This is a genomic window from Nocardioides glacieisoli (genome assembly GCF_004137245.1).
Taxonomy (GTDB): Bacteria; Actinomycetota; Actinomycetes; order Propionibacteriales; family Nocardioidaceae; genus Nocardioides; species Nocardioides glacieisoli.
This window is the reverse complement of the sequence record NZ_SDWS01000014.1, coordinates 18,644-32,036: the sequence shown is the minus strand read 5'-3', so window position 1 is coordinate 32,036 and position 13,393 is coordinate 18,644. Positions and strand designations below refer to the sequence as shown.

The 13,393-nt window shown below is 72.1% G+C and carries 15 protein-coding genes; 5 read left to right on the top strand and 10 right to left on the bottom strand.

Annotated elements, in window-relative coordinates; genetic code table 11:
* Nucleotides 1-15: 15 nt before the first annotated feature.
* On the bottom strand, nucleotides 16-993 hold the full coding sequence (locus EUA06_RS20900; protein ID WP_129479402.1) for a zinc-binding dehydrogenase: 978 nt from the start codon (nucleotides 991-993) through the stop codon (nucleotides 16-18).
* 35 nt (nucleotides 994-1,028) lie between these two features.
* Between EUA06_RS20900 and EUA06_RS20895 the strand changes: the two genes are divergently transcribed.
* Nucleotides 1,029-1,403 (top strand): DUF2256 and DUF3253 domain-containing protein, encoded by a 375-nt coding sequence (locus tag EUA06_RS20895; RefSeq protein ID WP_129479400.1) that lies wholly within the window; start codon nucleotides 1,029-1,031, stop codon nucleotides 1,401-1,403.
* A gap of 54 nt (nucleotides 1,404-1,457) precedes the next feature.
* Here EUA06_RS20895 and EUA06_RS20890 read toward each other — a convergent pair whose 3' ends face one another.
* The 4 genes from EUA06_RS20890 to EUA06_RS20875 all read right to left on the bottom strand — a co-directional run bounded on the left by EUA06_RS20890 (nucleotide 1,458) and on the right by EUA06_RS20875 (nucleotide 4,972).
* Entirely contained in the window at nucleotides 1,458-2,264 is an 807-nt protein-coding gene (locus EUA06_RS20890) for a mechanosensitive ion channel family protein (RefSeq protein ID WP_129479399.1), read from the bottom strand.
* A 133-nt stretch (nucleotides 2,265-2,397) separates the two neighbouring features.
* Nucleotides 2,398-3,183, bottom strand: coding sequence for a TetR/AcrR family transcriptional regulator C-terminal domain-containing protein (locus tag EUA06_RS20885; protein WP_207208479.1), 786 nt, complete (start codon nucleotides 3,181-3,183; stop codon nucleotides 2,398-2,400).
* Between the two features lie 18 nt (nucleotides 3,184-3,201).
* Nucleotides 3,202-3,495, bottom strand: a complete 294-nt coding sequence (locus EUA06_RS20880) for a hypothetical protein (protein ID WP_129479398.1) — start codon at nucleotides 3,493-3,495, stop codon at nucleotides 3,202-3,204.
* A gap of 43 nt (nucleotides 3,496-3,538) precedes the next feature.
* Nucleotides 3,539-4,972, bottom strand: a complete 1,434-nt coding sequence (locus EUA06_RS20875; protein ID WP_129479397.1) for a short-chain fatty acid transporter — start codon at nucleotides 4,970-4,972, stop codon at nucleotides 3,539-3,541.
* A gap of 38 nt (nucleotides 4,973-5,010) precedes the next feature.
* Between EUA06_RS20875 and EUA06_RS20870 the strand changes: the two genes are divergently transcribed.
* The 3 genes from EUA06_RS20870 (at nucleotide 5,011) to EUA06_RS20860 (ending at nucleotide 7,922) form a co-directional block, all read left to right on the top strand.
* A complete protein-coding gene (locus EUA06_RS20870; RefSeq protein ID WP_129479395.1) occupies nucleotides 5,011-6,621 on the top strand; it encodes an amidohydrolase in 1,611 nt (536 codons plus the stop codon).
* Nucleotides 6,622-6,693: 72 nt separating this feature from the next.
* Nucleotides 6,694-7,308 (top strand): ClpP family protease, encoded by a 615-nt coding sequence (locus EUA06_RS20865; RefSeq protein ID WP_129479393.1) that lies wholly within the window; start codon nucleotides 6,694-6,696, stop codon nucleotides 7,306-7,308.
* Nucleotides 7,305-7,922, top strand: a complete 618-nt coding sequence (locus EUA06_RS20860) for a ClpP family protease (RefSeq protein WP_129479391.1) — start codon at nucleotides 7,305-7,307, stop codon at nucleotides 7,920-7,922. The genes EUA06_RS20865 and EUA06_RS20860 overlap by 4 nt, the downstream gene beginning before the upstream one ends.
* On the opposite strand, the gene EUA06_RS20855 is transcribed toward EUA06_RS20860, so the two are convergent.
* Complete coding sequence (locus tag EUA06_RS20855) at nucleotides 7,911-8,210, bottom strand: helix-turn-helix domain-containing protein (protein WP_129479389.1); 300 nt, start codon at nucleotides 8,208-8,210, stop codon at nucleotides 7,911-7,913. The two genes, EUA06_RS20860 and EUA06_RS20855, sit on opposite strands and share 12 nt — an antisense overlap.
* Before the next feature lie 159 nt (nucleotides 8,211-8,369).
* Here EUA06_RS20855 and EUA06_RS20850 point away from each other — a divergent pair, with 159 nt between their 5' ends.
* On the top strand, nucleotides 8,370-8,966 hold the full coding sequence (locus tag EUA06_RS20850; protein WP_129479388.1) for a hypothetical protein: 597 nt from the start codon (nucleotides 8,370-8,372) through the stop codon (nucleotides 8,964-8,966).
* Nucleotides 8,967-8,973: 7 nt separating this feature from the next.
* Here the strand turns inward: EUA06_RS20850 and EUA06_RS20845 are convergent, their stop codons facing one another.
* The 4 genes from EUA06_RS20845 to EUA06_RS20830 are packed head-to-tail and all read right to left on the bottom strand — an operon-like array spanning nucleotide 8,974 to nucleotide 13,331.
* Nucleotides 8,974-10,419, bottom strand: a complete 1,446-nt coding sequence (locus EUA06_RS20845) for a protein adenylyltransferase SelO (RefSeq protein WP_242498297.1) — start codon at nucleotides 10,417-10,419, stop codon at nucleotides 8,974-8,976.
* A 40-nt stretch (nucleotides 10,420-10,459) separates the two neighbouring features.
* Entirely contained in the window at nucleotides 10,460-11,164 is a 705-nt protein-coding gene (locus EUA06_RS20840) for a GAF domain-containing protein (RefSeq protein WP_165354483.1), read from the bottom strand.
* Between the two features lie 54 nt (nucleotides 11,165-11,218).
* The gene (locus EUA06_RS20835) at nucleotides 11,219-12,784 is read right to left on the bottom strand and encodes a peptide chain release factor 3 (RefSeq protein WP_129479382.1); all 1,566 of its coding nucleotides are present in this window, start codon (nucleotides 12,782-12,784) and stop codon (nucleotides 11,219-11,221) included.
* Between the two features lie 34 nt (nucleotides 12,785-12,818).
* A complete protein-coding gene (locus tag EUA06_RS20830) occupies nucleotides 12,819-13,331 on the bottom strand; it encodes a sigma factor (RefSeq protein WP_129479380.1) in 513 nt (170 codons plus the stop codon).
* Nucleotides 13,332-13,393: the final 62 nt, after the last annotated feature.

Below are 13,393 nucleotides of genomic sequence, written 5' to 3'. Positions count from 1 at the left end.
AGCCACCGGGGCCGGTCAGGGGCGCAGCAGGATCTTCCCGCGGCGTCCCGGCTCCGCGCTGGCACGCGCCGCATCGGCGATCTCGTCGAGGGAGTAGACCTTCTCGACCGGGAGGGTCAACGTGCCCGAGGCGATGCCGCTCACCAGCTCGCCCATCAGCGCGGCCCGCTTCTCGCGGTCCTTGGCGGGGAACACCTTGCTGCCCCAGAAGCCCTTCACCACGACCTGCTTGAAGATCACGTCGCCCGACGAGATCTCGAGGGTGGGGGAGGCCATCGCGCCGAAGACGACGAGCACGCCGTCCTCGGCGAGCAGGGAGACCACGTCGCCGGCAGCGGAGCCGCCGACCGAGTCGACGCCGGCCACGACCGGTGCGTCGCCGACGATCTCGCGGACCCGGTCGCGCCAGCCGTCCTCGTCGGTCGCGACGATCCGTTCGATGCCCTGCTCGCGGAGCTCGGCCACGCCATCCGCCCGGCGGACGAGCCCGAGGACGTTGATGCCGCGCGGGGCCGCGAGCTGGGCGACGAGGCGCCCGACCGCACCGTTGGCGGCGTTCTGGACGATCCAGTCGCCCTCGGACAGCTCGAGGAAGTCGACCAGCGCGATCGCGCTGAACGGCATCGAGACCAGCTGCGCCGCCGCCTCGTCGGAGATCGCGTCGGGCACCGGGATCAGCCCGGCGGCGGGAGCCACGATGAGCTCCGCCCACGCGCCGAACGATCCGCCGCTCGCGACCCGCTGGCCGACCTCGAGGTGCTCGACGCCCTCGCCGAGCGCCTCGACCACCCCGACCGCCTCGGTGCCCGCGCGGGCGGGCATCTCGGGCTTGAAGCCGTAGCTGCCGCGCACCGTCCAGAGGTCGTGGTTGTGGATCGGCGAGAGCAGCACGCGGACGAGTGCCTGGCCGGGACCGGGCTCCGGGGCCGGGACGTCCTGGACGGAGAGGACCTCGGCCGGGTCGCCGAACTGGGGCTGGACGAGTGCACGCATGCCGCCAGTCTCACAGGTGCCTGCACACTGGGGACATGGCACCCGAGCCGAAGACCTGCCAGTCCTGCGGGCGCACCATCGAGTGGCGCAAGAAGTGGGAGCGCGACTGGGACCAGGTCCGCTACTGCTCGACTGCGTGCCGCAAGCGCGGCGTCAACGACGTCGACCGACGCCTCGAGGCGACGATCCTCGACCTGCTCGCCCAGCGCGCCCGTACGTCGACGATCTGCCCGTCTGACGCCGCGCGGGCCGTCGGCGGCGACGACGAGGAGACCTGGCGCGGGTTGATGGAGCCGGCGCGTCGAGCGGCCCGGCGGCTGGTCGACCGGGGCGAGGTGGTCATCACGCAGGGCGGCAAGGTCGTCGATCCGTCGACCGCGAAGGGTGCGATCAGGATCCGCCGGGCCTGAACAGCGCAGAAGGGGCGCTCCGGTCGGAGCGCCCCCTCTCACAGCAGTGGTGCGTCAGTACGTGCCGGTCGTGCCACCCGACGGGTTCGACGGGTTCGACGGGTTCGACGGGGTCGACTGCATCGACGTGGTCGCGTGGGCGCCGGCCTGGCGGGCCTGCTCCGTCACGCTCGGGGCGTTGGCGGCCTCCTGCTTGATGCGCGGAGCCTCGGCCTCGGCCGTGGTGAGGTAGCCCTCCCAGCGGTGCTGCATCGGCTTGATGAGCCCGCCGCCGACGCCGACGATGATCACGCCGGCCACGGTGGCCAGGATCGCGACGAGCACCGGGGTGGTCACCGTGGTGGCGACGCCGACCTGGTTGAGCGCGGCGACGATGCCGAGGAACAGCACGAAGATCGAGGCGATGGTGGCCAGCGTGTTGCCGTACGACAGCCCGCCGAGGCTGTTCTGCACGAGGACCTTCACGGCCGCCGCGATCGCCGAGGCGACCACGAGGATGATGATCGCGACCACCAGGCTCGGGATGAAGCGGATGACCTCGGTCAGCAGGTCGCTGATCGGGTTGGGGCCGAAGACGCCGAACGCGAGCTGCAGCACGAAGAGCGCGAGCGCGTAGTAGACGAGCTTGGCGACGATGTCGCTGGCGTCCATCTTCGAGCCCGACAGCGCCTTCTTGACCCCGCCCCGCTCGACGGCCCGGTCGAAGCCGGCCTTCTCGAGGAGCGCGTTGGCGGCCTTGCTGATGGCCTTGGCGATGAGGAGCCCGATGAGCAGGATGACCAGGAAGAGCACCAGCTTGGGCAGGAACTCCGCGATCGTGCTGATGCCGTCGCGGAGGCCGTTCTCGAGATTCTGTCGCATGTGACGCGGTCCTTCTCACTGAAGCGGATGTTTACGTTGTAAACAGAACCACGGCGCGCGAGTGTTGGGAAACGGGTCACACCCTTCGAGGCGAGGTCCCGCCTCGGTCCTGCCGCGTCTCCAGGGACGAGGATCAGCGCTCGAGGTGCTCGGTGCGGACCAGCGTCAACCGGTCGAGGAGGGACTCCAGCGACTCCTCGAACTCCACCGCGGACCGGTCGTCGGACAGGCCGGGGCGCAGGCGGCGAACGAGCGGGAAGGGGTCCAGTGCGGACGGGTCGTGCTCGGCGGGCTCGAGGACGTCGAGGGGGCCGACGTCGGCCCCCCTGATCGAGACCTCGAGCAGCAGGTGCCCGAGCAGGAAGCTGGTGAAGGCGCGGTAGGCCGCCACTGCCGCCTCGTCGGTGAAGCCCTCGTCCGTCAGGCCGCGCAGGAAGACCTCGACCCAGTCCAGGCTGCGCAGGGGTGGGCGGAGCCACGGGGCCTCGGTCGGCCGCGAGGCGACCAGGGGGAACGCCTGGGGATGGGCGAGCGCCACGCGTCGGACGCCGTGGGCCAGGCGCTGGAGGAAGTCCTGCCAGCCGTGGACCGGCTGCTGCTTGATCTCCTCGTCGGCCCACATGGTCGCCATCAGGTGCTCGACGATCGCGTCGAGCAGCTCCTCCTTGCCGGCGACGTGGCGGTAGAGCGCCATCGCCTCGACGCCGAGGTCGGACCCGAGGCGGCGCATCGACAACCCCGCGAGGCCGTTGGCGTCGATGTGGGCCAGGGCCGCCTCGACCACCCGCTCGCGGCTCAACCGCTGGGAACGTGACGGCGGTGCCTCGCCCGCGACCAGCGCGGCGTCGGCATCGCCCACGTCGTCTCGAGCCGGCACGGTGCCTCCCTCGTCGTCGTTGGTCGTCGCGGTCGTGGACACGGTAGCGAGCCGGGGGGCTCAGCCCTCGAAGAGCCGGTCCTCGGCCTCGGCCGAGGTGACCTCCATCCGCAACCGCATCACCATCTCGGGCGGCACGGCGAGGCGGGTCAGGATGATCTGCACCTGCGGCAGCACCCAGGCGTACGACTCGACGGCGACGCGCGACGCCTCGTCCCTGACCCGCACCCACACCACCGGCTCGCCCGCGCGGTCCGGCAGCCAGTGCGCCGACACCACACCGGCCGGCCCGAGCGAGGCGACGATCGGCAGCATCGCCGCGTCCACCGCGCTGCGCAGCTGCTCCTCGCCCATGACCTGACGCTAGTCCGGCGGGACAACGTCGCAGTTCCGGGACCTACGGCGCGACCGGCGGGACGAACTCGAACGTCATGCCGAGCAGCCACAGCAGCAGGAGCACCACCGGCAGGTGGAAGACGAACTGCAGGAACGTGAAGCCGACCAGGTCCCTGGCCCGCACGCCGAGCACGGCGAGCAGCGGCAGCATGAAGAACGGGTTGACCAGGTTGGGCAGCGCCTCGGCGGCGTTGTAGATCTGCACCGTCCAGCCGAGGTTCATCCCGACGTCGGTCGCCGACTGCATGACGTACGGCGCCTCGACGAGCCACTTGCCGCCGCCCGAGGGGACGAGCAGGCCGAGGAACGCGGTGTAGAGCGCGATCACCACCGCGAAGGCGCCGCCACCACCGACGCTGGTGAAGAGGTCGGCGAGGTGCTCGGAGACGGTGACACCTCCGCGGCCCTCCGCGCGGGTCAGGACCGCGGCCATGGCGGCGTACAGCGGGAACTGGACGAGCACGCCGGCGGTGGTCGGCACGGCGCGCGTCACGGCGTTGAGGAAGCCGCGCGGGGTGCCGTGGAGCACGAGGCCGAGGATGAGGAAGACCATCAGGTAGCCGTTGAGGCTGCTGATCACGCTCAGGAACGGCAGCGTCGCGAACTGCTGGATCAGCCAGCCGAGGGTGAGCAGTCCGATCAGGATCGGCAGGATGCGGGAGTACTCCAGCCACTCACCCGGGCGGGTGCGCTCGGCCAGGGGCTGGACGTCGTCGGACAGGTCGACGTCCATGTCCTCGGCCGTCCGGACCGCCTTGCCCTGGGGCGCGGAGGCCCAGGCGACGGCGACGCTCAGCGCGATGAGGACCGCGGCCATGACGAGCGACTGCCACGTCAGGATGGTCGCCCCGAAGTCGAGCACGCCGGTGATCTCGAGCAGCTCGGGCGGCAGCGACTCGGGCGTGGCCTGGAGCTGCGCGGCGGACGAGGAGAGGCCGAGTGCCCACACGGCGCCGAGCCCGAGGTAGGCCGCGGCGCCCAGGGCGCGGTAGTCCGCGCGCAGGTCGCTGCGCCGGGCGATCGCCCGTGCGAGCAGGCCGCTGAAGACGAGGCTGAGGCCCCAGTTGAGCATCGAGACGAGGCACGACAGGAGCGCCACGAAGGCCACGGCGCCGCGCGGGGTGCTGGGGTAGAGGGCGATCCGCTCGATGATCCGCGCCACCGGCGGCGAGGTCGCGACGACGTACCCGGTGAGCACCACCATCGCCATCTGCAGCGTGAAGGTGGCGAGGTCCCAGAAGCCGCCGCCGAAGGTCTCGGCGACGTGGACGGGGCTCGATCCGTTGGCCATCGCCGCGACCGAGACGAGCACGACGCCCGCCAGCGCGAACACGTAGGCGTCAGGGAACCACTTCTCCGTCCAGGCCGCACTGCGCTGGGCGAGGCGGGCGAGGCCGCGCTCCTGGTCGGTGCCCGAGATGGTCGACATGGTCATCGAAGGTAGCGGAGAGCGGCGGGGTGCAGGATGAGCGGGTGAGCGTCACGGTCTTCAGGAACGCATCGGTCTTCGACGGCTTCCGCCACCGGGGGAGCGTCGGTGACGTCGTGGTCTCCGCGGGTCGCATCGTCGCCGTCGGCGAGGGCGACGCACCCGTCGGTGCGAGCGTCGTGGACGTCGACGGCGGCCTGCTCCTCCCGGGCTTCACCGACGCCCACGTCCACCCCGTGCAGGGCGGGCTGGAGCGGCTGGCGTGCGACCTGAGCGGGCTCCCGTTCGAGCGCGACGCCTACCTCCGCCACATCGCGGACTACGCGTTCGCCCACCCCGACCTCGAGTGGATCCAGGGCGGGGGCTGGGCGATGGCCGCCTTCCCCGGCGGCCTGCCGACCGCGGCCGACCTCGACCGGGCCGTGCCGGGGCGGGCGGTCGCGCTCGCCAACCGCGACCACCACGGCATGTGGGTCAGCTCGCGTGCCCTCGAGCTCGCCGGCATCACCGCCGCCACGTCGGACCCGGCGGACGGGCACGTCGAGCGGGACGCCGACGGGACACCGACCGGCGTGCTGCACGAGGGCGCGATGGCGCTGCTGTCCGACGTGCTGCCGGCCGTGGACGACGACGAGATGTACGCCGGTCTGCTGGAGGGCCAGCGCCACCTCCACTCGCTCGGCATCACGAGCTGGCAGGACGCGATCGTCGGTGCCTATGCCGGCATGCGCGACGTCGGACCGACCTACGCCCGGGCGGCCGCTCGCGGCGACCTCGTCAGCGCGGTCGTCGGCGCGCTGTGGTGGGAGCGCGACCGTGGAGCGGAGCAGATCGCCGACCTCGTCGCCAGGCGCGGTGACTGGTCGGTCGGCCGGTTCGCGCCGACCGCGGTCAAGGTGATGCAGGACGGCGTCGCGGAGAACGGGACCGCCGCGCTCGTCGAGCCCTACCTCGACCGGTGCGGCCACGCGACGTCCAACACCGGTCTGTCCTTCGTCGATCCGCAGGCGCTGCGCGGCCACGTCCGCGAGCTCGACCGCCTCGGCTTCCAGGTCCACGTCCACGGGCTCGGCGACCGAGGCGTGCGGGAGGCGCTCGACGCCTTCGAGGGCACCGATCCGACCCGCAGGCACCACATCGCCCACCTCCAGCTCGTGCACCCCGACGACGTCGGCCGCTTCGGTGAGCTCGGTGTCGCGGCGAACATCCAGGCCCTGTGGGCCTGCCTCGACGACCAGATGACTGATCTGACGATCCCGTTCCTCGGCGAGGAGCGCGCGGCCCGGCAGTACCCCTTCGGCGACCTGCACCGCGCGGGCGCCCGCCTCGTCGCGGGGAGCGACTGGCCGGTGAGCACCCCCGACCCGCTCGCCGCCATCCACACGGCCGTGCACCGGACGGCGTACGACGAACCCGCGCCGGCCGGCACCGAGCCGTTCCTGCCGGAGCAGGCGCTCGACCTCGAGACCGCCTTCGCGGCCTACACCAGCGGATCGGCGTGGGTGAACCACCGCAACGACGCCGGTCGCATCGCGGGCGGGGCCGTCGCCGACCTCGTGGTCCTCGACCGCGACCCCTTCGAGACGCCGGGCGAGATCGGCGCCGCGCGGGTGCGGTCGACGTGGATCGACGGGGAGTGCGTCTTCGAGGCCTGACTCCGCTCCGGGCGGATCCGCCCACAGCAGTTCGCCCTGTGGTGGACGGTGCCGGCGCGCGACTGTGGGTGCATGAGCATCCAACCCACGTCAGAACGCATCGAGGACGAGCTGGTCCGCCGCCTCATGCACCAACGCATCATCGTGCTCGGCGAGGAGCTGCGGGAGGGCAACGGCAACCGGCTGATGCACCAGCTGCTCCTCCTGTCGGCCGAGGACCCGCGCGCCGACATCAGCCTCTGGATCAACTCGCCCGGTGGCTCGGTCTCGGCGATGCTCGCCATCCACGACGTGATGCGGCTGATCCCCAACGACGTCAGCACGCTGGCGATGGGGATGGCCGCGAGCGCCGGCCAGTTCCTGCTGTCGGCGGGGACACCCGGCAAGCGGTACGCCCTGCCGCACTCCCGCGTGCTGCTGCACCAGGGCTCCGCCGGCATCGGCGGGACGGCCGTCGACATCGAGATCCAGGCCGAGGACCTGCGGTTGACCCGCGACACGGTCATCGGACTGGTGGCGGGGCACACCGGCCAGAGCCGGGAGACGATCGAGCGCGACTCACGGCGCGACCGGTGGTTCAGCGCGGAGGACGCGCTGGCGTACGGCTTCGTCGACCAGGTCATCACCACGGTCGACCACGTGACCCCGTCCCAGGGGCGCCCGGTCGGTCTGGCGGGTGTGCGATGAGCACCTACACGATCCCGTACGTCGTGCAGCAGACGCCGCGCGGCGAGCGGACCCTCGACCTCTACTCCCGGCTGCTGTCCGAGCGGATCGTCTACCTCGGCACCGAGATCGACGACGGCGTCGCCAACGCCGTGATCGCGCAGCTGCTGCACCTGTCGTCGGAGAACCCCGAGCTGCCGATGAGCCTCTACATCAACTCACCCGGTGGCTCGATCTCGGCGATGCTCGCGATCTACGACGCGATGCAGTTCGTGAAGCCGCGCGTCGAGACGGTGTGCGTCGGGCAGGCGGCGTGGACCGCCGCGGTGCTGCTGGCCGGGGGAGCGCCGGGCAGCCGCGCGATCCTGCCGCACGGTCGCGTCGTGCTCCACCAGCCGGCGACCCAGGGCCGCGGGACGATCCCGGACCTGATCCTCGAGGCCGACGAGGTCGCGCGGGTGCGGCTCGAGCTGGAGGAGGTGCTCGCCCAGCACACCGGTCGTACGCCCGAGCAGATCCGCCAGGACACCGACCGCACGCTCGTGCTGCCCGGTGCGGCCGCGGTCGACTACGGCATCGTCGACACCGTCCTGCACGACCAGGCGCCGGCGACGCTGACTCCGTCAGGCCGCTAGGGCCAGGGCCTCCGGGCGTGCCGTGCGGACCGCGAGCTCGCGGACGCTCAGGTCGAGCGCGCCGGCGATCGCCTGCAACATCTCCGACGAGGGGTCCTTGAGGCCGCGCTCGACCTCGGAGAGGTACTGCATCGAGACGCCGGCCCGCTCGGCCACGTCCTTGAGCCGCTCGCCGCGCGCGGACCGCTCGCGGTGGAGCTCCTCGCCGACGAGCTCGCGCCACAGCGGCTCGGGTGCATCGTCGACGCTGGAGGGAGCCTGACTCGGGAACCGCACGACCTCGCCCATGGACCGAATCTAGCCACGGGTGCTCGTCGTTGGCCCGTCGTTCTGCTGACAGCAGAACGCGCACGACGTCATGCGGAGCTCAGGATCCGTAGCCCGCCACCAAGGGTCACAACTCGGACATGTGTGCGCCGGGAACGCCACACCGACCCGGGGCGTCGCATGGACATGCGCCTCTTCGCCTCGGTCCTGCTGACGGTCCTCGCGTCGTTCGGCATCGTGGTCACCGGAGGCGCCGGACCGGCACTCGCGTGCTCGTGCGCGTTCCAGCGCGTCCCGGAGTACGTCGCGTACGCCGACGCGGTCTTCGTCGGCACGTTGGTCGAGATCGTGGGACCGCCGAAGCGACAGGTCATGAGCAGCACCGACCCGGTTACTTACACGGTCGCGGTCGACGGGGTCTACCAGGGCGACGTCGGCGCTGTCGCCGTGTTCGAGTCGGCGATGTCCGGTGCCTCGTGCGGCCTGGACGGCATGGTCGTCGACCGCCGCTATGTCTTCTTCACCACCGCGGAGGGTGGCGTGCCGACGGCGAGCTCGTGCGGTGGCACCGCCCCGGTCACGCCTCGACGGCTGGTCGCGGTCCAGCGGTTGCTGGGGGACCCGACGACACCGTCGGTCGCGGTGGACGAGGCCCTGCGGATCGACGACGACGTCAGGTCGTCGTCCGGCGCCTCGGGGTGGCCCGTCGCGGCAGGTCTGGTCGGCGTCGTGGCCCTCCTGGCCGCGGGCCTGTGCCTCCGTCGCCGCTCGGCCTGAGCTGCGCCTAGGTGCCGCAGAAGGTCGTGTACTGACCGAACGAGTCGGGGGCGGGCTCGGCGAACTCCTCCAGCCCAGGTCGTACGTCGTACGGCGCAGCGAGCACGGACAGGAGCCGCTCGACGGGGCCGAGGTCGCCGCCGGTCGCGGCGGACAGGGCGTCCTCGACGAGGTGGTTGCGCGGGACGTAGGCCGGGTTGACCCGGTCCATCGCGTCGGCGTCGGGGGAGAGGGCGAGCCAGCGCTCGGCCCAGGCGTCGAAGCCCGCCAGGTCGAGGAACATCCCGCGCGCCGGCTCGGCATCGCCCCGAGCGGCGGTGGCGAGGGTGCGGAAGAAGCCGGTGTGGTCGGGGTGGCCTGCGGTCATCAGCGCGACCAGGTCCGCGACCAGGGGCCGCGCAACGGCGTCGTCGGCGTCCGCGATGCCGAGCTTCGCCCGCATGCCCGCCGACCAGGCGGCGGAGTAGCGGTCGCGGAAGGTGCGCAGCGACGCGGTCGCGATCTCGACACCCTCGCTCTCGTCGTCGGCGAGCAGCGGCAGGATCGACTCGGCGAAGCGGGCCAGGTTCCACTCCGCGACGATCGGCTGGTTGCCGAAGGCGTAGCGGCCCTGCTCGTCGATCGAGCTGAAGACCGTCGTCGGGTCGAAGGCGTCGAGGAAGGCGCACGGCCCGTAGTCGATGGTCTCCCCGGAGATCGTCATGTTGTCGGTGTTCATGACTCCGTGGACGAAGCCGACCAGCATCCACTGCGCGACCAGCGACGCCTGCGCCTGCATGACCGACTCGAAGAACGCGACGTAGGGCTGCTCGGCGTCCGCGGCGTGCGGGTGGTGTCGGGCGATCGCGTGGTCGGCCAGCTGGCGCAGCAGGTCGGCGTCGCCGGTGGAGCGGGCGTACTGGAAGGTCCCGACCCGTAGGTGGCTGCTCGCGACGCGGGCCAGCACGGCACCCGGCAGGACGGCCTCGCGCCGCACCGGGCGGCCGGTCGCGACGACCGCGAGCGAGCGCGTGGTCGGGATGCCGAGGGCGTGCATCGCCTCGCTGACGACGTACTCCCGCAGCATCGGGCCCACCGCGGCGAAGCCGTCACCGCCGCGCGAGAACGGCGTGCGTCCCGAGCCCTTGAGGTGGAGGTCGTGCGCACCGAGCTCACCCACCAGCAGCGCGCGGCCGTCGCCGAGACGAGGGGAGTAGCCGCCGAACTGGTGGCCGGCGTAGGCCTGGGCGACCGGCGTCGCCCCCTCCGGGACCGCCGTGCCGGTGAGGAGGCCGATGCCCTCCTCGGTGCGCAGCCAGGACGGGTCGAGGCCGAGGTCGGCCGCCAGCGCGTCGTTGACCACCAGCAGCTGCGGGTCCGGCGTCTCGGCGGCCTGCCACGGCAGGGCGAGCTCGGCGAGCTCGGTCGCGAAGCGGTTGCCGAGGGAGACGGTCGTCGACACGGGCGGGTTCACTCCCTCGACGATACGCGGGGCGTCCCTGAGGGCCGGGTCCTCATTCCCCATCGCGGTGCAGCTTGACCACCACGGCAGCCAGGAGCTCGACGGTGATGCCGGCGCGCCGGGCCGCGCTCTCGAGGTGCGTGCGCGCGTCCGCGACGGAGGTCCCGCGCTGGGCCGCCAGGATGCCGGTCGCGGTGGCCACCAGCGCGGACTGACGCAGCAGCTCCGGAGCCTGCTCCGCCACGTCGCGGGTCGCGAAGGACATGTCGGCGTCTGCCACGGCGCCGGGCGCCGAGGCGCCGAAGATGTCGGCCAGCGTGTCGTGGTGGTGGAGGAACGTGTCCTTGCTCCGACCGTAGAAGTTGACCGTCCCCACCACCTCGTCCCCGTCCAGGACCGGCAGGGTCAGGGTGCTGTGGATCCCGGCTGCGGCGCTCGCCCGTGCGAAGTCCGACCACCGGTCCTCGTCGAGCAGCCCTCCGGCGGAGGTCGTGATCCCGTGGCCGAGGTCCATCGCGTCGACGCACGGACCGCTGGCGACGTACTGCACGGCGTCGAGGACGGCGATCTCCTCTGCGGTCGCCACGAGCGTGAAGGTGACACCCTGGTCGCGGGAGGCGACGCTGACCCCGACCAGCCCGGGCACGACCTCGTGGGCGCGGTCGGCCGTCGTGCGCAGCAGGGTGAGCAGGGCCTGGTCGTCCAGCACCGCGTCCAGCTCGCTGAAGGCCTGCAGCGTCTGGGGGATGGGTTCCATGTGTTCGGCGTACCCCTCAGGGCCGACGTCCATTCGAGCCCGATCGAACCCGGCTCAGGCGCCGCCGGCGGGCAGCGCCTCGAGCATGATCTCCGGGTTGTCGCGGGCGGTGACCATCGCGCGCCACTGGTCGACGAACAGCGCCATGTGCGTGCCGTCGCTGCGCTGGAGGACCTCGACGCCGCGCATGCCGGCAAGGGCCGTGGCGCCGGCGGCGTCGGTGCGTCGGGCGACCTGGTAGTCGAGTCGGGAGAACCGGATCGGCGAGTTGAACTCGTTGGTCATCCGGTCCTCGACGACCTCGAACTGCATCGGGCCGACCGCTGCGAGCACCGGGTTCTGGTCGCCGCGCAGGTCGGAGCGCAGCACCTGCACCACGCCCTCCTGGTCGAGCTGCTCGATGCCGCGCCGGAACTGCTTGTAGCGGCCGATGTCGCCGGCGCTGGCGGTGACGAAGTGCTCGGGCGCGAAGCTCGGGACCGGCGGGTACTCGATCGCGTCTCCGACGTAGACCGTGTCGCCGACGCGCAGCGACTGGGCGTTGACGAAGCCGACGATGTCGCCGGGCTCGGCCGTCTCGACCGACGAGGTGTCCCGGCCGAAGACGGACTGGGCGAACTTCGTCGCGAACGGCTTGCCGGTCCCGGCATGGGTGACGACCATGCCGCGCTCGAAGGTCCCGGACACGACGCGGGCGTAGGCCAGCCGGTCGCGGTGCAGGTTGTTCATCCCCGACTGCACCTTGAAGATGAACGCGCTGAAGTCGTCGACCACGTCGCGCACCGACCCGTCGACGCCCTCCGTCGGGCTCGGGTCGGGGGCGATGTCGAGCAGCAGGTCGAGCAGCTGCGCGACGCCGAAGTTCTGCAGCGCCGAGGCGAACATGACGGGCGTGGTCTCGCCGGCCAGGAAGCGGGCCTGGTCGTGGTCGGCCTCGTCGAGGGTGAGCAGCTCGTGCTCCTCGACCGCCTCCTGCCAGAGGCGTACGTCGTCGTCCTCCACCTCGTCCGACGACATCCGTCGTTCGGGGGCGCGCGTCGCACCACCGGCGGTGCGGGTGTACTTCACGAACTCGCCGGTGCGGCGGTCCAGCACGCCGCGGAAGTCGCCCGCCTCGCCGACCGGCCAGGTCAGGGGAGTGGGCCGCAGCCCGATCTTGGCCTGGATCAGGTCCATCAGCTCGAGGGCCGAGAGGCCGGGGCGGTCCCACTTGTTGATGACGGTCATCACCGGGATGCCGCGCAGGGCGCAGACCTTGAAGAGCTTGAGCGTCTGCGGCTCGAGGCCCTTTCCGGCGTCGACCAGCATCACGGCCGAGTCGACCGCGGACAGCACGCGGTAGGTGTCCTCGGAGAAGTCGCTGTGGCCGGGGGTGTCGACGAGGTTGATCACGTGGTCGCGGTAGACGAACTGCAGCGCCGCGGACGTGATCGAGATGCCGCGCGCCTTCTCCATCGCCATCCAGTCGGACACCGTCGCGCGGCGGTCGCCCTTGCCGTGGACCGCGCCGGCCTCGGTGATCACCCGGGCGTGCAGGGCGAGAGCCTCGGTCAGCGTCGACTTGCCGGCATCGGGGTGGCTGATGACGGCGAACGTACGGCGGGGGCGGGCGTCGGGCACCGCGCGAATCTACCGGCCGGGTGCCCGCTCGGTCTCATCGCCGGGAGTCGGCCGATGCCAGCAGCTCCAGCCCGTCGGTGACGAGTGCCGGCACCGGCTCCGCGCAGTCCAGCAGGGCGGCGACCTGCAGGTGGTCGAGGCCGTCGAAGTAGGCGAGCTCGACCGCGTGCGCCTGGCACGGCGACAACCCGGCCGCGAGGAGCGGCGAGTCGGGACGCGGGCCCGTCGCCGCGTCCCGTCCCGCGGGCCCCGAGCCGCGGGCGGTCCGCACGGCGAGGCGGTGGGACAGGACCAGGACCCATGCTGCGGCGCTCGACGTCGTCGGGTCGTACGACGGTGCCCGCCGCCACGCCTCGAGGAAGGCCTCCACCGTGACGGCCTCGGCCGCGGCGGCGTCTCCGAGCAGGCGCATGGCGAGGCCGTAGACCTGCGGAGCCAGCTCGTCGTACACCCCGGCGAAGGCCTCGGCGTCACCGCGCCCGGACAGCAGCAGCAGCTCTTCGAGCCCGCGGCGCGCATCGGCTCGAGTGCTCGATCGTCCGGCCACAGGCGCCCTCCCAAGACTCCCCGCTGCGCTTCATGCCTTGCGCACAAACCAATTGCGCACAA

Excerpts from the sequence above, each read along its gene's own strand:
- EUA06_RS20890 (WP_129479399.1), bottom strand. The coding sequence starts at position 2,264 with ATGCGACAGAATCTCGAGAACGGCCTCCGCGACGGCATCAGCACGATC.
- EUA06_RS20860 (WP_129479391.1), top strand. The coding sequence starts at position 7,305 with ATGAGCACCTACACGATCCCGTACGTCGTGCAGCAGACGCCGCGCGGC.
- EUA06_RS20875 (WP_129479397.1), bottom strand. The coding sequence starts at position 4,972 with ATGACCATGTCGACCATCTCGGGCACCGACCAGGAGCGCGGCCTCGCC.
- EUA06_RS20895 (WP_129479400.1), top strand. The coding sequence starts at position 1,029 with ATGGCACCCGAGCCGAAGACCTGCCAGTCCTGCGGGCGCACCATCGAG.
- EUA06_RS20900 (WP_129479402.1), bottom strand. The coding sequence starts at position 993 with ATGCGTGCACTCGTCCAGCCCCAGTTCGGCGACCCGGCCGAGGTCCTC.
- EUA06_RS20850 (WP_129479388.1), top strand. The coding sequence starts at position 8,370 with ATGGACATGCGCCTCTTCGCCTCGGTCCTGCTGACGGTCCTCGCGTCG.
- EUA06_RS20855 (WP_129479389.1), bottom strand. The coding sequence starts at position 8,210 with ATGGGCGAGGTCGTGCGGTTCCCGAGTCAGGCTCCCTCCAGCGTCGAC.
- EUA06_RS20865 (WP_129479393.1), top strand. The coding sequence starts at position 6,694 with ATGAGCATCCAACCCACGTCAGAACGCATCGAGGACGAGCTGGTCCGC.
- EUA06_RS20840 (WP_165354483.1), bottom strand. The coding sequence starts at position 11,164 with ATGGAACCCATCCCCCAGACGCTGCAGGCCTTCAGCGAGCTGGACGCG.
- EUA06_RS20880 (WP_129479398.1), bottom strand. The coding sequence starts at position 3,495 with ATGGGCGAGGAGCAGCTGCGCAGCGCGGTGGACGCGGCGATGCTGCCG.